General features: G+C 48.3%; 17 protein-coding genes and 1 other annotated feature. Of the genes, 2 read left to right on the top strand and 15 right to left on the bottom strand.

Annotation, left to right across the window (positions count from 1 at the left end; translation table 11 throughout):
* Window positions 1–69: 69 nt before the first annotated feature.
* From radC to C7R92_RS04195, 6 genes are all read right to left on the bottom strand, one after another.
* Window positions 70–768, bottom strand: a complete 699-nt coding sequence (radC, locus tag C7R92_RS04220) for a RadC family protein (protein WP_069850548.1) — start codon at window positions 766–768, stop codon at window positions 70–72.
* A gap of 101 nt (window positions 769–869) precedes the next feature.
* On the bottom strand, window positions 870–1,457 hold the full coding sequence (locus C7R92_RS04215; protein WP_017247533.1) for a Maf family protein: 588 nt from the start codon (window positions 1,455–1,457) through the stop codon (window positions 870–872).
* An 8-nt stretch (window positions 1,458–1,465) separates the two neighbouring features.
* Window positions 1,466–1,705, bottom strand: coding sequence for a DUF4321 domain-containing protein (locus C7R92_RS04210; RefSeq protein ID WP_069850743.1), 240 nt, complete (start codon window positions 1,703–1,705; stop codon window positions 1,466–1,468).
* Window positions 1,706–1,864: 159 nt separating this feature from the next.
* Window positions 1,865–3,157, bottom strand: a complete 1,293-nt coding sequence (locus C7R92_RS04205; protein ID WP_069850550.1) for a hypothetical protein — start codon at window positions 3,155–3,157, stop codon at window positions 1,865–1,867.
* 117 nt (window positions 3,158–3,274) lie between these two features.
* On the bottom strand, window positions 3,275–3,709 hold the full coding sequence (locus C7R92_RS04200) for a prepilin peptidase (protein WP_069850552.1): 435 nt from the start codon (window positions 3,707–3,709) through the stop codon (window positions 3,275–3,277).
* Between the two features lie 106 nt (window positions 3,710–3,815).
* The gene (locus C7R92_RS04195) at window positions 3,816–4,811 is read right to left on the bottom strand and encodes a ketoacyl-ACP synthase III (RefSeq protein ID WP_106833357.1); all 996 of its coding nucleotides are present in this window, start codon (window positions 4,809–4,811) and stop codon (window positions 3,816–3,818) included.
* A gap of 100 nt (window positions 4,812–4,911) precedes the next feature.
* Here C7R92_RS04195 and C7R92_RS04190 point away from each other — a divergent pair, with 100 nt between their 5' ends.
* Window positions 4,912–5,103, top strand: coding sequence for a hypothetical protein (locus tag C7R92_RS04190; RefSeq protein WP_106833356.1), 192 nt, complete (start codon window positions 4,912–4,914; stop codon window positions 5,101–5,103).
* A 174-nt stretch (window positions 5,104–5,277) separates the two neighbouring features.
* On the opposite strand, the gene murC is transcribed toward C7R92_RS04190, so the two are convergent.
* The 6 genes from murC to C7R92_RS04160 all read right to left on the bottom strand — a co-directional run bounded on the left by murC (window position 5,278) and on the right by C7R92_RS04160 (window position 14,010).
* Window positions 5,278–6,660 (bottom strand): UDP-N-acetylmuramate--L-alanine ligase, encoded by a 1,383-nt coding sequence (gene murC, locus C7R92_RS04185; protein WP_017247528.1) that lies wholly within the window; start codon window positions 6,658–6,660, stop codon window positions 5,278–5,280.
* Between the two features lies 1 nt (window position 6,661).
* Window positions 6,662–8,035: a bifunctional folylpolyglutamate synthase/dihydrofolate synthase gene (locus tag C7R92_RS04180; RefSeq protein WP_106833355.1), complete on the bottom strand. Its 1,374-nt coding sequence runs from the start codon at window positions 8,033–8,035 to the stop codon at window positions 6,662–6,664.
* Between the two features lie 43 nt (window positions 8,036–8,078).
* Window positions 8,079–10,751 carry a valine--tRNA ligase gene (locus tag C7R92_RS04175; RefSeq protein ID WP_106833354.1) on the bottom strand — a complete coding sequence of 891 codons (2,673 nt, stop codon included), beginning with the start codon at window positions 10,749–10,751 and terminating at the stop codon, window positions 8,079–8,081.
* Window positions 10,752–10,808: 57 nt separating this feature from the next.
* Window positions 10,809–11,050, bottom strand: a binding site (T-box leader).
* A gap of 59 nt (window positions 11,051–11,109) precedes the next feature.
* Window positions 11,110–11,436, bottom strand: coding sequence for an STAS domain-containing protein (locus C7R92_RS04170; protein ID WP_007726674.1), 327 nt, complete (start codon window positions 11,434–11,436; stop codon window positions 11,110–11,112).
* A gap of 107 nt (window positions 11,437–11,543) precedes the next feature.
* Window positions 11,544–12,782 carry an ATP-binding protein gene (locus tag C7R92_RS04165; RefSeq protein WP_069850563.1) on the bottom strand — a complete coding sequence of 413 codons (1,239 nt, stop codon included), beginning with the start codon at window positions 12,780–12,782 and terminating at the stop codon, window positions 11,544–11,546.
* Window positions 12,783–12,807: 25 nt separating this feature from the next.
* Window positions 12,808–14,010 carry a PP2C family protein-serine/threonine phosphatase gene (locus tag C7R92_RS04160; RefSeq protein ID WP_106833353.1) on the bottom strand — a complete coding sequence of 401 codons (1,203 nt, stop codon included), beginning with the start codon at window positions 14,008–14,010 and terminating at the stop codon, window positions 12,808–12,810.
* 250 nt (window positions 14,011–14,260) lie between these two features.
* Between C7R92_RS04160 and C7R92_RS04155 the strand changes: the two genes are divergently transcribed.
* Window positions 14,261–14,443, top strand: coding sequence for a hypothetical protein (locus tag C7R92_RS04155; RefSeq protein ID WP_007726679.1), 183 nt, complete (start codon window positions 14,261–14,263; stop codon window positions 14,441–14,443).
* Window positions 14,444–14,483: 40 nt separating this feature from the next.
* Here the strand turns inward: C7R92_RS04155 and C7R92_RS04150 are convergent, their stop codons facing one another.
* From C7R92_RS04150 to C7R92_RS04140, 3 genes are read right to left on the bottom strand one after another with little or no spacing between them, the layout of a single operon-like run.
* The gene (locus tag C7R92_RS04150; protein ID WP_106833352.1) at window positions 14,484–15,479 is read right to left on the bottom strand and encodes a protein kinase family protein; all 996 of its coding nucleotides are present in this window, start codon (window positions 15,477–15,479) and stop codon (window positions 14,484–14,486) included.
* Complete coding sequence (locus C7R92_RS04145) at window positions 15,466–16,464, bottom strand: phosphotransferase (RefSeq protein WP_106833351.1); 999 nt, start codon at window positions 16,462–16,464, stop codon at window positions 15,466–15,468. The genes C7R92_RS04150 and C7R92_RS04145 overlap by 14 nt, the downstream gene beginning before the upstream one ends.
* Window positions 16,465–16,478: 14 nt before the next feature.
* Complete coding sequence (locus C7R92_RS04140; protein WP_106833350.1) at window positions 16,479–17,963, bottom strand: LysM peptidoglycan-binding domain-containing protein; 1,485 nt, start codon at window positions 17,961–17,963, stop codon at window positions 16,479–16,481.
* Window positions 17,964–18,050 lie beyond the last annotated feature (87 nt).

The raw sequence follows: 18,050 nt of genomic DNA, 5'->3' as shown, positions 1-18,050 counted from the left end.
TGTGGAAGGTTTTCATGCGCTCAAGAATTCATAGACGTTTCGATGAAAAATCTTGTGCGTATAAACATGTTACAAGTACCCTTGCTCTTTGAGACTAATGTACTTGCCTTCCCCGATAATAACATGATCCAACAATGAAATCCCCACCAGTTCACCAGCGTCACGCAATGTATGCGTAATCGCGATGTCTTCCCTGCTAGGTGTCGGATCACCGCTCGGATGGTTATGTAGGCATATCACCGATGCGCTGCTACGACGGATCGCTTCTTTAAAGACTTCTCTCGGGTGTACGATGGAAGCGTCCAGACTGCCTACGAAAATCGTCTGCTTGCCAATCACGTGGTTCTTGGTATTCAGAAAGAGACAGACAAAATGTTCCTGTGTCAAATGAGCAAGCTCTGGCGACATCAAATCAGCTACGTCCCGTGGTAAACGGATAGAAGCCCTATACTCTCGAGGCACTCCCATCAATCTACGCCCAAGCTCAAACGCAGCATGCAATTCAATCGCTTTGACTGGACCAATTCCTTTTAGCTCTGTTAACTCAGCATGAGAGGCTTGGGCTAAACCACGCAGGTCTCCAAACCTGGCTAACAAGCGCTGAGCCAACTGATGGGCCGTCTCTTGTTCCCTGCCTGTCCGCAGTAAAATGGCAAGAAGTTCAGCATCAGACAGATGGACCGCTCCTTCGCGAAGCAGTCGTTCACGTGGACGGTCATAGTAAGGGACGTTTTTCATCAGCATTTTGTTACAGGTATTTGTTGCCATTTTATATCCGCCTCCAGCCATATTCACATTATCGAAAACGGCTGACATGGAGAGGTTCATGAGGCGTATGGCCGTCGCCGCTTGCTTCAAGCATGACAACTTTACAAAATCGGCATCCCAAAACGTGTCAAAAGAGTAGACGTCAGGCCTAACGGAAGACCAACAACTGTGAAGTAGTCTCCGGTTATTCCTTCCACGATCGTGGCTCCAATACCCTGAATGGCGTATGAGCCCGCTTTATCCATCGGCTCACCTGTCGCAATGTACGACTTGATTTCTTGCTCTGTTAAAGCTCGAATTCTTACGTGTGTTAGACTATGTGAGACTTCCGCACGGCCTGTCTCCACATCTATCAAGGCGACTCCACTATAAACGGTATGCTCTTGCCCCTGGAGCATGGACAACATACGATATGCGTCCATTTCATCAACAGGCTTGCCCAATATTTGGCCATCAAGAACGACTACCGTATCAGATCCTAAAACGACGCCTTCCGTCAAGCGAGAAGCCACTTCCTTGGCCTTGCGTAAAGACAATTCTTCTACTACTTCGCTCGCAGATAAATGCTCTGCTGTCGTCTCATCTACATCACTGGTGATAACGGTAAATGATAAACCTAAAGCTTGCAGAAGCTCCCTTCGACGCGGCGAAGATGAAGCCAGAATGAGAGGAACATTTTTTTTCGTCATTTTTCAACCTACTTTATTCGTCGATGTATCCAAAATGCGAGGGCTAAGCCTCCGATACTGGCTAGATTTAGTTTTACCTGAAAGTTCAGTTCGTACTTCAAAATTTCTAAATCTGCCGCAGGCGACCAAGTAATCACTTTGCTCTTGGTCAAAAAAGGTAGCCAGGGACTTAAAATCTCCCCGATAATACTGCCAAACAAAAGTCCACTCACCAACAGAAACACGAGAGTAAGCGTTTCTTTCCCCATTTTCCCAACTCCCTTTTTATAAGGGATTCTCTTTTTGCCAAACATAAGTTTAGCAAATGGGGAGAAGCGAAACAATCCCTGATTGCTCTTGGTAGTTACTGTATAGAAAGAAAAGTCCTCCTGCAAGAAAACCTTGCGGAAGACCATATAAACATGCATTTATGTGGATGGACGCGCATTTTGAATCCAACTTGCGTAGCTCTCGAAAAAGGCAAGAACACCCGCCTGTACTTGCCACGCATAGGATTCGGCGCTTTCCACCTTTTTGCCTGCGCTTGCTTCTGCCATTTTGTCCCTGGCTGCCAGCGCTTGATTCACCCCATTTACCATCCCATCTAGCAATGGCTTCCAGGCTTCCTTGGCTTCCATTTTACGGCTTTCCTCCAGAAATTGGCGGTGAATTTCTTTTAATTCTGCCGTTTCTTTTGCCGTTGGCGATAGTTGACCCGTCGTAATAATCAGCCCTGATTGTGCCGAAAGAGTTTGGACGAGTTTGACTCCGTGGGTGAAAAAGGCCTTCACGTTAGGGTCACCAGATGCGTTAGCGGCTTTTCCGACAGGGACAGACCCTTCAAAAGCGGGAAAGGAAAATTCTTTGACGTATATATCCATGCCTTTGTTTTTCAGGCTGGCGGCAAAGCCTAGCACAGCATCTCTTGTAGGAGCAGCGGCGGCGAACATGTACTGCTTGCTTGCGTCCTTATAAAGCAAATGAGGAATCCCCGCTTTCTCCAGTGGTTCTACAGCTGTTTGCGGCGATGCATCCGGCTGGAATACTCCTGCCTGTGCAACGTACATGTTTACGGCTGGCAGTTGTAAAGCTATCGCTTTTTGACCCACTGCATTGCCATTCGTCGGCGTCTCTTGTGTTGGCTGGCTTTCATTAGGTGAAGCGGGACCTGTCACGCCATTTTTCCCAGCCGTTTGTTCAGTGCCTGCACCCGGCGCGGTCAGTGTCTGAACCGTTTCACTCAGAACATTTCCGTATGACTCAGAAAACTCCTTTTGGGAAAAGACTGTCAAAACAAGAAATCCGAACAAGAGGCCAATTGCTACAGCCCCGCCTGTTGTTAAAGTCGTGCGCCAAAAGGGCCCCTTTGGCCATAACGCAGCAAGCCGACTCACCGGACTACTCCTGTATCCCTTCTCTTCGGTATCCTCGAAGGAATAATCGGATTCATACGAGTCGTTTGTCGTCTGATCGAATTCAACATTCGGCTTCGTTTCTTTCGTGGCAGATCCACGTAGCTGCATCATCCGTTCCCATGCTTCGTTGCCCTTCTCCTTCAACGGGTCAGTAAACAGCAAGGGAGGTGCTTGGAAACGTACGCGTGGCGTATCATCCTTTGGAGTGCGCTTTCTACTTGCTTCCTTTGGGATGTCGTCCCGCTTTTCATCCCAGAACCTTCCGTTCATTTTGACCGTCACACGATTTTTATTTTGTCCGCTCATACGCTTGCCCTCCTAGCCACAGGCTCTTTGTACTAGCATACGTTTTGCTCGGACGGGTTATGACTTCTATCTAGTGATTCTATTAAATTTGTTTCTACTACCATTCCCCATGCCATTTCAAGAGGTTTTGCTCATATACAAAATCACAGCTAAGCCAATCGTCACAAAAGGCGCAAACGGCACTTCGCATTTGATACTTACTTTTCGTATCAGCAACAAAACGAGAGAGACGAGAAAAGCAGCCAAGCTCGCAATCGTAAGAACGAGAACAAAATCGCGGACCCCAAGTCCATAGCAGACTAGCGCGAACAGCTTCACATCCCCCATCCCAAGCGCAAGCGGCCTGTGCCAGCTGATCCATCCAAATACCAGTAAACTGAGAATCGCAAAGAGTCCAGCCATCAACCATTCCCTCGGCGAAGAGAGAACATACTCCATAATAGAAATCAGTACAAACCCTGCACCTAATGCACGATTGGGTATTCGTTTATAACGAAAATCTATCCACGAGAGGTAAAGGCAGAGCCCGAATAATATCACAGCGTTGGCCATTTCTTCTTCCCCCAGTCGAAAACTGTCCTTAAGAATACCTTTCATTCCTGGGACAAAAAAAACTGCCCAGAATGTTCTGGACAGTCTCTCGATTTATGAACATGTTTTACGGATTCCAAGTGAACAAAAGGCCAGCGTGGACGAGACCACCGCCAAACCCATACAACAGGATCGTATCCCCTGCCTTTACTTTGCCTTCCTTGATCCCCAAGGCGAGCGACAAGGGAATGGTAGCCGCTGATGTGTTGCCGTAATGTGTCAGACTGTACAATGTCTTTTCGAGAGGGAACTGACTCTTCTCGCAAATGGATTCGATCATGCGCAAATTGGCACTGTGCGGGATGAACCAGTCGACATCTTCTAGCGTTTTTCCCGCCCGGCTCACTACCTCCTGCATCCCCTTTGGAACAGTTGTTACAGCCCACTTGTACACTTCTCTCCCGTTTTGAACCATGCATCCATTCCCGCTCAATTCTCGTCCGTCCATATGTGTTGACAAGCCCGATCGGTATACATGAATCCCACCGTCCCCCTTTGAGCCTAAATAGGCGGACAAAAAACCGGGAGCTGTAGAGTCCTGCTCAATCAGTACCGCACCCGCTCCGTCCCCGAACAGGATGCACGTCGTACGATCCGTATAATCCGTTACTTTTGTTAACGTTTCTGCACCTACCACCAACACTTTGCGATGCAAGCCCGAGCTGATAAGCGCATTTGCCATATGGAGTGCATACGTAAATCCTGCACAGGTAGCGGAGAGATCCATGGCTCCCGCCTGCTCGACTTGAAAATGCGCCTGGATTTGGCTTGCGACACTTGGAAATGGATAGTCTGGCGTACTGGTTGCCACCAAAATCATATCGACATCACGGACATCCTTCTTATAGTTTTCGATCAAATCTTGGATAGCAGCGATGGCAAGATCACTGGTAAATTCATCTTCCCTTGCCATACGCCGCTCATGAATACCCGTTCGTTGTAAAATCCACTCATTCGATGTCTCCACTAGTTTTTCCATATCTGTATTGGTAAGAACGCGACTCGGCACATACGTACCGATAGCGGTAATTCGCGACTTGAAGGGGGTTGCCATTGTCATCATCCGATCATCACCTTCCGTTTTTATGATCTGATTATAACACTAGATATTAGTATCTGGTACTAATTTTTGATAAATAAAAATCTAAGAAGGGCATTTTGGTTTGAGTCAACATAGTGGAGGAGAAGAAAAAGCACAGTTCTCTTCGACTCTGACACGCCAGCAGGGGGGATTCACTGGCCGTCTCCACTTCCAAAAGGGGACCGTCGAGCCAAAGCCACCCTACGGGCGGAAGTTTCTCGAGGAAGAAGTGTTCGACAAGCGTGGTCCCCTTTTGGAAGTTCCGACTGGGTAGGCGTTGTCAAGGTCTACGAGCCCTGTGCTTTTTCTTCTCACCTACATTGGTGCTTTATCGATGTCTTTTAAAACATAGGTAGATCATCCTTAGCAGCATTACACCAAAGCTTTCCGATAGTAAATAAAAAGACTTGAAACCCGTAGGTTCCAAGTCTTCATATGCCTCTATCCGTTATTTTTCTAGCTTTTCAGCCAACCAATAAGCAGATTTCCAGATATCTCCTGCACCCATAGTCAACACGAGATCGCCCTCTTGCAATCCTTTGAAGACATGCTCCTGCATTTGTTCCTTTGTCGGAATGTACTGCGCACGCGGGTGGCTGTTGGTGCGGATTTTTTGCACCAGAACCTCGGAGGTGACTCCTTCGATTTTTTCTTCTCCGGCTGGAGAGTAGATATCCGTAATAATCACTTCGTCTGCTTCTGCAAAGGCACGGCTGAATTCATCCATGAGGAAATACGTGCGTGTGTAGCGTTGTGGCTGAAACACAGCGATTACACGTCTGCCCGATGCCCTTGCCCCGCTTAGTGTAGCGATAATTTCCGTCGGATGATGCGCGTAGTCGTCTACGACTAGGACGCCTCGTGCATCCCCGATAATTTGAAATCTGCGCTTGGCACCGCTAAAGGTAGACAGTGCCTTGGCAATTTTATCAAAAGAAAGGCCAGCATCCAGGCAAACAATGATCGCAGCCAGTGCATTCGCAATATTATGCTTGCCTGGAACCGAGAGGCATAATTCACCCAAGAGCTCATTCTGACGATAAATTTGGCACTTGCTGCAACGATCACCACATTCAATTGAAACGGCAGAAAACCCCGCTTGCGCTGTAAAATTCGGATCGACTGCATATGTCACGACCGTTTTTTCAACAGATGGCATGACTTCGCGCACGATTGGATCATCGATGCACAGGATCGCTTTTCCATCCGGTTTGAGATGGCTCAAGAACTGGACATACGCCTGTTTCAAATTGTTGAAGTCGCCATCGAAATGCTCCAGATGATCTGGTTCAATGCTCGTCACAATTTCATACATCGGTCTGTATTCCAAAAAGGAACCGTCGCTCTCGTCTGCCTCGGCAATCACATAGTCACTGGTACCTGCCTTTGCATTGGTACCAGCACTCATCAATTCACCGCCGATGATGAAAGTCGGGTCTACACCGCACTCTTCCAGCACGTGAGAGATCATTGATGTCGTAGTCGTCTTGCCGTGTGCTCCAGCTACTGCTACTCCTGTACGTTCATTCAATATGCGAGCAAGCATTTGGGAACGGTGCATGACCGGAATCCCTAATGTTTGACCTGCGATCACCTCAGGATTGTCTTTGGAAATACTGGTGGAGTATACGATGCTGTCTGCTCCCTCCACGTGGGCAGCATTATGGCCAATATGAATGACCGCCCCTCTTGCTTCCAGCTTTTTCGCCAAATCATTCATGGCGACATCGGAGCCGGTTACCTTGTATCCAAGGTCGATCAAGACGCGGGCAATGGCACTCATGCCATAACCGCCGATGCCCACAAAGTGGACGTGTTGGGCCTGATCCACCCTATTCACCTGCCTCTTCTACTATAGTGGGAAAGAATGCGCGTACTTGGGCGATGAAGTAGAGCGAACCGCAGACGACCAACCAGTCATCCGCCTTCGCTGATTGCTTCTCCCGCATCCAAGAAAGGAGAAACGCCCGCCAGTCTGGGACTGCATCGAGAAACTCTTGCTCCCAGCCACCGGCTAAAAACGACTTTTGTAAGCTATTGGCTTCGGCTGCACGCGGGAAGTCAAAGGTCGTCACATGCAGCTTTTTGATTTTTGACTTTACTGGTGCGAGCGACTCTGCCATTTTGGCAAGCGGCTTATCTGCCAATCCAGAAAAGAGCAAATGCAACTGTACTCCGTCCGGTAACAACCGCTCCAGACTGCTTACAAGCGCCTCCATTCCTTCCTGATTGTGTGCCCCATCCAAGATAACCATTGGTCTTGGAGAGATGACTTCTAGACGACCAGGCCAACGCGTTTGTTGCAAACCACGAGATATTTCTTCTTCCTCCAGCAAGAAAGAGAAGTAATTCCGCAGGATATCAATGGTCATCAAAGCAACGGCTGCATTGGTTGTTTGGTGAATACCATTCATGGTGAGACGGTAGGATGCTTCTGCACGACGGTGAATGCTTTTGTAACGAAACTGTTGGTCATTCAACTGCTCCTCTACCTGCTCTGCCTGGAAATGTTCACCTATATGGTATAGCGTACTCTTTGTTTGTCTCGCGCGCTCCTCAAAAACCTCGAGAAGTTCTGGCCTAACCTCACCTGTGACTACAGGAACACCCGGCTTGATAATCCCCGCTTTTTCCCGGGCAATATCTTCCAAGCTATCTCCCAACACTTGCGTATGGTCCATGCCGATATTCGTGATGACCGAAACAAGCGGAAGGACGACGTTCGTCGAATCCAATCGCCCGCCTAGTCCTGTTTCCCATACGACTACCGCTGGTCTCGCCACTCTTGAAAAATAAAGAATGGCGATCAGCGTAATCACTTCAAATTCGGTAGGGGAACCGAACTCTGTTTCTTGTTCGCATCGTTGCACCCATACCTTAACCTCATTTACCAGCTGCAATAGATCTTCTTCCGCGATCATGCTGCCGTTGAAACGGATGCGCTCACGGAAATCAACCAAATAGGGGGAGGTAAATGTACCTACACTATATCCGGCTTCCATCAGCATTTGCGTCAGGAATGCGCAGGTTGAACCTTTTCCATTGGTGCCAGCCACATGAATAAATGGGATTCTCCGCTCAGGATTTCCTACTTGCTCCAAAACCCACTGCATTCTCTCAAGCCCCGGCCGTTGACCGAACCTGAGTAGTCCATGCAGCCAGTGGAGCGCTTGCGTGTATTCTACAAACCCTTCTTCTGCATGCATACCACAATGCTCCATTCTCAAAAATATGCGATGGTATGGCGGATCATTCGCCCTTCAATTCGGCAAGTCGTGCAATCACTTTATCCCGCTTATCCATGTAGTCTGCCATCTTCGCTTTTTCCTCTGCGACTACTTTTTCAGGTGCCTTGGCCATAAATCCAGCATTGTTGAGCTTTTTCTCAATGCGCTCCACTTCGCCGCCCAGTGTCGCCACTTCTTTTTCCAGGCGCTTCAGCTCTTGCTCGATATCGATCAAGCCTGCCAGTGGAAGGAACAATTCTGCTCCCGTAATCACAGCAGACATCGCTTTATCAGGCGTAGCCAGATCCAGGCTGATTTCCAGACGCTCAGGGTTGCAGAAACGGGCGAGGTAGTGTTCACCGCGTGTCAGGCGCTCAGCGGACAATGCATCGCTTGGCTTGATCAAGAGCTCAATTTTCTTGGACATCGGTACGTTTACTTCTGCACGGATGTTGCGTACGCTGCGGATGATATCCATCAATTGGTTCATTTCGCTTTCTGCTTCAGCAAAAATCCATTGCTCGTTAACAGTTGGCCAAGGTGCTACTGTGATGCTCTCACCTTGGTGTGGCAATGCCTGCCAGATTTCTTCCGTGATGAACGGCATGAACGGATGCAACAGCTTGAGCGTTTGATCCAGAACCGTCACCAGAACGGATTGGGTTGTTTTCTTCGCCGCTTCATCTGTACCGTACAGCGGCAGCTTCGCCATCTCGATATACCAGTCACACAGGTCATCCCAAATGAAGTTGTAAAGCACACGGCCTGCTTCACCGAATTCAAATGCGTCAGACAGACGGGTTACATCTGCGATTGTCGCTTGCAGGCGGGAGAGAATCCATTTGTCTGGTGTAGACAGCTCACCGCTCAAATCAATTTCCTCGTATTTGAAGTCAGCCAGGTTCATCAAGGCAAAACGAGACGCGTTCCAAATCTTGTTCGCGAAGTTGCGGTTTGCCTCCACCTTTTCCCAATAGAAGCGTTGGTCATTCCCTGGGGAATTCCCTGTCGCCAGTGTGTATCGCAGCGCATCCGCTCCGTACTTCTCAATCACTTCCATTGGATCGACACCGTTGCCGAGTGATTTGGACATTTTTCGGCCCTCAGAGTCACGAATAATGCCGTGAATCAAGACGGATTCAAACGGACTTTTCCCGGTAAATTCAAGACCTGAGAACATCATGCGAGCAACCCAGAAGAAGATAATATCGTAGCCTGTTACCAGGACATTCGTTGGATAGAAGTACTTCATGTCCTCGGATTCTTCCGGCCAGCCCAGTGTCGAGAACGGCCATAGACCAGAGGAGAACCATGTATCGAGAACGTCGTTGTCCTGCTCCAGCTTGTGGCTGTGGCAGCTTGGGCACTCAGTCACATTCGTGCGAGATACAATCGTTTCGTTACAATCTCCGCAATACCATGCAGGAATTCGGTGGCCCCACCAAAGCTGGCGGGAGATGCACCAGTCGCGGATGTTTTCAATCCAACGCAGGTAATTTGTCTTGAAGCGCTCTGGGACGAATTTCACACTTTCAGGGCTATTTGCATTCGCCAGTGCTTCGTCAGCCAAAGGCTGCATTTTTACGAACCATTGGGTAGAAAGGTATGGTTCTACAACTGCATCGCTGCGCTCGCTATGTCCAACCTGATGAATATGCTCCTCAACCTTGAACATTACACCTTGCTCAGTCAAATCTTTGATGATTTGCTTGCGGCATACAAAGCGATCCAAGCCTTTGTAGATACCAGCCAGCTCGTTCATCGTGCCCGACTCATCCATGACAACGATTTGTGGCAACTGATGACGAAGACCCAATTCAAAGTCATTCGGATCGTGTGCAGGCGTAATTTTTACAGCGCCAGAACCAAACTCAGGATCAACGTAGTCATCTGCGACGATTGGAATCTCACGTCCTACGATTGGCAAAATCACGGTTTTGCCGATCATGTCCTTGTAACGCTCATCTTCCGGATGTACCGCTACAGCCGTATCACCGAGCATCGTTTCCGGACGGGTTGTAGCTACTTCGATATAACCGGTGCCATCTGCCAATGGGTAACGCATGTGATGCAGCGCACCTTTTACTTCCTTGTAGATTACTTCAATATCGGATAGAGCCGTGCGAGCAGCAGGGTCCCAGTTAATGATACGGTTACCGCGATAGATCAAGCCTTTTTCGTAAAGGCGAACAAATACTTCGCGTACAGCTTGGGACAAGCCTTCATCCATCGTAAAACGCTCACGGGAGTAATCCAGGGCAAGACCGAGCTTTTCCCACTGCTCACGAATATGCGAAGCGTAAATGTGCTTCCACTCCCATACCTTTTCCACGAATTTTTCGCGGCCCAGATCATGGCGAGAGATGCCTTCTTCACGCAAGGTAGCTTCCACGCGCGCTTGGGTTGCGATACCAGCGTGATCCATACCTGGCAAGAACAAGGTGCTGTAGCCTTGCATACGCTTGGTACGCGTAATGATATCTTGCAAAGTCGTATCCAGTGCATGGCCCAAGTGCAATTTACCAGTTACGTTCGGCGGTGGAATGACAATCGTAAACGGACGTTTATTCGGGTCGCGTTCTGCTTTGAAAAATTGTTTTTCGATCCAATACGGATACCATTTGTTCTCTGCTGCTTTTGGATCATAGTTTTTCGGCAGCAATTGGTCGATGTCGGTTGTTGGCTGTGTAGACATGTACGACTCCTCCTATTAGCATAACTTGCTTTGCAAAAAATAAAAAAACCCTTCATCGCAAAGGACGAAAGGATTATTTTCGCGGTACCACCTTTGTTAACACACGATAAACGTCATGCTTATGGCGTGTTCACTCTGACAAGATAACGGTTGCGAACCGGTCTCGGCTAGGCACATGCTTTCACCGAAAAAACTCCTGGGCGACCTTCAGCCATTCATAACCTTAGAGAATCTCGCAGCAACTGATTCTCCTCTCTGCTAAGGTGTCCTGACTTACTCTTCCCACTCATCGTTCATATCGTATGTAGTTGTCGTATGATTAACTTTTCACTATTATATACAATCACGCTGTTTGGCGTCAAACCCGGGTTTCGCCCACTTTTCCAACTGCAATGCCCAGTGCTTCGGTAAAACCGAGCACGCCCAAAATATCGAGAATTTCTTCTCGGACATTGACGATTTCTACCTGTTTGCCCATGGCCAACAGTTCTTTCGTGGTAAAAAACAGGCTTCCAATACCGGAAGAATCTACAAAGGAGACACCTTGAAAATCGACGGTAACGGATTGATTTCGCCCTCCATACTGCTGGAGCAATTCACCTACTCGATCTCCTACAGCCATGTCCAACTCTCCGACGAAAAACAATGTAGCCTGTCCGTTCGCCTCTGTTGCGCGGTAGTCCATGCTCAAACTCCTCTCAATAGGTATCGGTACATCCAATCTGCTCGTCCTTTTACTATATTACCCATTTTCATTCACTTGCAAACATTTGGCTTTTGGGAAATCGTGGCTTAACGCGAAAGGATACATTCTAAAATAAGCTTTGTACCTGCCAGGGAGCTGCTTAAATAAACACGATCACAGTATTGCAGGATCACGTGAAAACCGGCCCCAAGCGAGTGGCGCGTAGAAAATCCTTGCTGTAGGGTAGCTCGCGGGATATCCTCGAGCAAAATTCCTTGTCCTTCATCATGGATCACAGCCCGACACATCTGCCTGTCATTCGATAGGTATAGCGTGACCACACCGCCATTTCCGTGCTTCAACGTATTGGAAGCAGCTTCGTTGACCGCAACGAGAAACTGTAGCAAGCGCTTATCAGAAATGCCTTGTGGTTCCAAAGCTTGCTTGAACAATTTACGCAGTTCTGCCAGCTGCTCCGGTAAGCGGATGTCGATTGCCAAGAGCTTATGCCCTTCCCGAAGCAAAAAAAATAATTCTTCATCACTAAGCAACAATAGCTTACCTTCTGTGACCACACCCAGAATATCTCTGTAGATCTCCCATTCCCGTCTTTTGCGTTTTCGTTCTTCTGCAATAACGGCAGTGACATCGATCAAAGCCATTCCACAGGTCCGATCTGGCAATACAGATGTGTATAATTCAAAGACCTTTGTGCCATCAGAGGTGACAATTTGCTCCCTTACAGGACCACCCGATCCAGCCGCATCTTCGACCAGTCGTTGCATTTCTCGCTCTACTTCCAAACTCGCACGAACGTCACCCAACGGACGCACTTTCCCTTCATCGTAAAGATAGAGGAACACGGTCTCGATCTGACGCAGTATGGATAACTTCTGAATCTCTTGCTTTATTAACCGCCCCCGCTCGTCGTCTCGATCCTTCCAATGTAACAAGACGTCTGCCGGGTCCAATTCGCCACTCATGTGCCATGTATGAAATTCTTCCAGGAGCAATCGCTCCAGAACATCTTCCCGTCGCAAAACTTTTTCGATATCGATAATGTAGTACGGATCACCTGCTATACCGCGCAATCCGCTACCGATAATTCGGAAATCATAGGCGAGCTCTATTTCTATGCGTCCGTGCAAATCATGATCAGAACTGCTTAACCCAATGGTCGTCCGGCTCACTGCTACCAGCTTCGCCTGGAACGATTCCATCGTCGCTAGGTTCGTCACCTTTACAGTGCGGGGCGGAACTACTTTGTTCGCTGCACCGCCAGAACGTAGCGCGACAAGGCAATTATCACAAGTGGGATTGTCCGGACAACGCTCACACAAAATCACAGTTCATCCTCCTATTCACGCGCAACTACACGAGGGCTATACTCTCTTCAGGCTCAAATTGAAGAATCAACACAGAAATATCATCCGTTTGGTTTCGCTGCTGTGTTATCCCCATTAAGTAAGCCTCAACTCGATTCATCGATTCCTGCTTACTTTCACAAGGCATATGTAATAAGGAGGATAGTTCTTCTAGCCAATGCCTGCTGCCTCGAGATACTTCTTTTCTCCCTGTATCCAGCAAACCATCTGTGTAGAGCAATAGCATGCCCTCTTCTTCTAAGGGTACCTCCTCCATTTGATACGTGCTATCGGGCAAAAGCCCTAGGCCGACCCCACCCTTGCTAGCTAAAATGGTTTGATTCGACTTGGACAAATAAAAAGGCTGTGGATGTCCTGCCCTGCCAAATCGAATTTTGTGTTCCATCTCATCATAGACAGCAACCAGCATCGTAATGTAAGAACGAGTTTTTACTAAATCGGCATAAAGCAACTGATTGAGTCTTTCCAAAATCTCATCCGGCGAATAGCTGGACTGCAAAACCTGCCGTACAGCAATCCTAATCCCCGTTGCCCAAATACTAGCCAAAAAACCGTGCCCAGACACATCCGCAATGATAAAACAGGTGTAGCGATCATTGATTTGTCTATAATCGATGTAATCTCCGCCTACATAATCGACGGGTACATAAACCGTTCTTGTTCGCAAACTGGTTAACTGCAACTCTTCTGTGGGAATGAGCATCGACTGCATACGTCTAGCCAGCTTCATCTCCATCTCGATTTCTCGCTGCCCTGATGACTGGTCCTGTTGACATCTGAGGATCAACGCCCGAATGTTCACGAGGAGCAGCCCATAAAAAGATTTCTCCAGTTCCTTTAGATCACGGTCATTGACGTTACTCTGGGCGAACAAGCGGACATAGCGCGGTGTTTGAGCGGTGTCACACTGTTCCGAGACAACAATGCGCTCCTCTACTTCGCGCTGCACTTTTGCGCTCTCTTTGTTGCCACGCTCGATCCGAAAATAGACAGCACCTAGAGCCGATTCAAACGTGATCGACAAGAAGCAAGGCTTGTCCATTTTCACGAACCACGTATCAACCAACTCTTCTATAAATGGCATGAGGCTCTCGTAATTGACTTGGCGCTTGCTTTGCTCATTGCTGGTCATCACCAGATACTCGTAATTCTGTTTCAATTCCATTAGTTTGACCAATTGATGATTCATCCCCGAGCCACTCCCATACACACTTTAGCATAATTCTTTCTTTCGGGAATTGCGAAAAGGGTTATGGCAATTTTCAAAAACATTGTGATCACCTTTATTCGTTTCGTCCTAGCCTTCCTGCCCTACACCTTCCCTTTTCAGACACCATTCAAACCACTATCTACTTTCAATGAAAATGTTTTAGGCATTTGCTCAAGGTTGTAGACACTGTCCAAAGTAGCCGCGCATATGCTGGAATGAGGTGATTGTGATGAATTTCCGTTGGAAGTATAACCCCACGTATTTACGGATCAAATACGGATGCAAACAGGTGCTCTTTCCGCTGTTGGTTTTTCAGTTTATCCGAACCGTTGTATTTCCTACTTCTTTTGATGTCGTCCTTCTCGGTTTGCTAGCCATGCTCTATGTTGCCATCTCCCTTGAATGGTTATAAAAAAAGAAAAACAACGCCCCACGCGGTGAGACGTTGCTCATTAAAAGGCTTGCTGGACCCAACGATGCAGGCGCATCAGGCGGTCCATATCTTTTTCAAAACGTTGGACAGCGTAAAACTCGCTCCACTCGCGGGGATGATGATAATAAATATCCAAGTCCCTCATGATCCTCTCCGGGTAGGACAGAAACGAAGCCATCAGTTCAATTTCTTCCGGTCGCAGCGGAAAAATCTCGGCGTAGCGATGGAATAGTTGAGAAGCCCCAACCTCATCCCCCGCCATTTGAAAATAAGTACGATAAAATAGTGTCAAATCGCGCACTGGTGTATCAAAGCTGGCACGATCAAAATTAAGCAGCCGTCCTTTTCCCGATCGATCTGGCACAACATGCTCAGGATTTGGGTTGCCATGGATCAAACATAGGCGAAAATGCGCGTGCGTCTCATGCCGCTCTCGCCAATCGGTCAATAAGTCTGTCGCTGTTTGAGCCATTTCCTCAAGAAACTCCTTGTTTGCCAAAAACACCAGGTCAAAAGGGGAAGGATATTTGCGCTCCTGCGCAAGGGTTGCCGCTTTATTCATTTGGTCTTGCCAATATTGCCAACGGTTAAGCAAAGAGTCGACAAGTGGCTCTACCTGTCTCGGATCATCGTAGCGATAATTTTGTGTCAAATGATGAAGCTCCGCCATACGCTCCAAAGCAGGAGTCGCCCAAGACAAAGGCTGCTCGGCCCATTCCTCACTTCCTGGCTGCCAAGGGGTTACGTAAAAGGCAGCGCTTCCCTGTTGGACAAATGGATCATCGTATTTCGTGTACGTAAAAGGAACGGCCCCATCCCATCCGCGGTGCTGCAATTGACGCAGCATATCGCTGACGAAAACAAGACGTTGAGCAGGTATTTGCGCTCGTTTGCATACGAAGGAGCCGTAGGGAGTCGTCGCCTTAAATACATTTGGCTCCTTTAAAACGTCAATGCTCTGGGCATACATGTCATACTCTTTGAACAAAGGAGCAATGTCATCATACCGACTCATAGACTCCCTCCCTCCTCGAACGCTCGGCCCGCTCTGCAATATGCCGAAGCAGCAAGTCAACAGATTGTTGGCTCTGCAAAGCGTGCTCAATACCAGCGATCGACGCTTCTTGATCCAGCGATACGCGCTTCACATACGATTCGATACTTCTGTACACTTCACGAGGACGAGCCATAAAGGCGAGTATCAACGAATAGTTTCCATAGGAGAGTGGCTTGATTTCTTCATAGCCGTCAAAAAAAGCGTCAATCTGCTTCAGATCCTTATGGGTTAAAAAATGATCGCGCAAAAAGCTGGCAACATCGCGTTGCTGGACTGAAATTACCGGCCGGAAAAAGCCTCTCAAGTACAGCTTCCCGTTTACCATTCCCCAGTTGTCACGCAAAAGGTCCCGATGGGATACAGCAACTGCCTCCGGAGTAATTCGCTCATGGGCAAGCATCGCAGCGGAACGGTCCATTCTTTGCAGCATAGGGGTCATGAGTTCCGATACCCAACGATTTTCCTTAGAATCCCGTCCAGATTTGGCTCGAAATGATTCGACCAGCTCTTTGGCACGTCTTCCTTTTTCTTCTACTTGCTGTTTTTCCTGCTTGAGTAAATCACTTCCGGACAGTAAAGGACTTTCCTGCTGAGACTGATGCATCATAGCGATCACGCGTCCGCATTGCCTCGCAATGTCCTGGCCGGGCTGATAGTCTTCGAATTGTCGGTGATGGTCGGTCATGGTAACTCCGCGTTTACCCAAAATCAAAAATGGCTTGGTGTCTCTCGTCCGAATAAACCGCTCCACTTCTCGAAACCCCTGACGAGCCAGTCGTTCGCGCCAGGCAAACGACCAGCGCATCACATCTACACGCGGCCAAACGTGGAGTTCTTTGGGGCCCCGGTTTGTCTCCAGTAAATAGCAATCCTCTAGGGGCGTAATTCGGATTACGCGCGCCCGATATTGCTGGCAAACCTCGGAGAGATCAATTTTATCCACGGTCCCCCACTCCTCTATTGTGGGATGTACAGAATCTGCCCTGCTACTAGCTGCTCGGAAGCTAATCGGTTCACTTCCACGATTTTGGAGACAGGCAAGGAGTATCGCTGTGAAATATGCTCTAACGTCTCATCTCGCTGAATAATACACATTTTCAGCTGACTCGATCGCTCTTCTTTTCTGCGGACAAACGACGTGAGATTTTGCATGGCCTCCATCGTAGAAGCGTTGACATTCCCCGAAGATCCATGTCGCGAAGAGCTAGATGAAGATTCCGCCTCCAACGCCATCGCTTCCTGTTTGGCACGATTCGCTTGTGAGAAGATGGAGGTAATGTTCACTCGACTTCTTTCTTCATAGGAGGGTTTCCCTGAAATCGCCACTCGCACTTCTACATCTTCCGCAGCAGCCTCTGGTTGTGCAACGACTGGTTCTGCTTCTTGCTCAGGTTCTTGCTCGGAAACAACAGTGGCTTCCACCGCTTCTTGCACTGCTTCCTGCGACTCTGCTTCGACTGACGCCCCAGTAGATTCATTGGAAACTTGCTGGTATGCGATTGCCTGCTGATCGTGTATAGCCAGTACAGGCTCCTCATGTTCTTGTTCTTTTTCGGCTATTTCTCTCATCTGCTCTTGCTCATCAGCCAATACTGACTGCTCGGAATAGGCGACAGAAGAATCGTACGAAGCAGATTGTTGGGAATCTAAGTCATACGAAATAGAAGCAGTCTCCCAGGACTCTGGAGGATTGGACTGTGCCACTTCCAGCACATCACCGTATTGCTCGTAGTATTCATCCTCATCGGATTGAGCAATAGCCGGAGTGTCGAACATGGAAGGAGATTCGGTTGATTCATAGGATGCTGGCAATGCCTGACGCTCCAATTCCTCCTCCAGCGCACTCAGCTTTTGATCAATGTCATCGAGGGACGTCTGCTCCGTATATTCTTGCCCATCATCACCAGCAGCGAAGGTGTATTCCCATGCTCCTTCGCCTGGTCCGGCAGCTTGCGTTTCGATCTGCTCTGCTTGTTCAGCTCTATCCCCCAGGACTATCCCCAAAATCTTCAGATCGGCATCGATTAGCATTTGATGTGGTGATTCTAGCTTGTAGTCAAAGCTGTCCACAATTGCGTAGATGTCTCCGATCTCGGTAATCCGATCCAATGGAATGGTGATGTTCAACGGAATGCGATGACCAATCTGTTCCTCCCAGCCATAAAAGGCTTGATCCGATGCTTCCTGGCGAAAGGGAGTAAAAGTCATGGCCTCAACCAGCGATTCTCTTTCGCCGCCTGTCGCTTCTGCGGCTTCCCTGATTGGCTCGTACTTCCCTACTAACTGCAAGCAACCCGTGATTGAGATGTAGGAATCGTTTTCCAACACTTCCACATCTGGAACCAATTCCAGCTCTTGCAATTCACCTATTCCAGCTCTATCGGATGAGAGGAAAATGGTCTCCTTGATGGCAAAAGAGAGTTGCCCATCCTGTAATGCCATTCGTGCTCCTCCTTTCAAGTGCAGGACATTTCCCTATACTATATGGACAGGACGAGCCGTTTAGCACCGAAAAAAAAGGAAAAACCG

Origin of the sequence: Brevibacillus porteri (assembly GCF_003013475.1) — a bacterium.
Lineage (GTDB): Bacteria > Bacillota > Bacilli > Brevibacillales > Brevibacillaceae > Brevibacillus > Brevibacillus porteri.
This window is presented reverse-complemented; position numbering and strand designations above follow the sequence as displayed.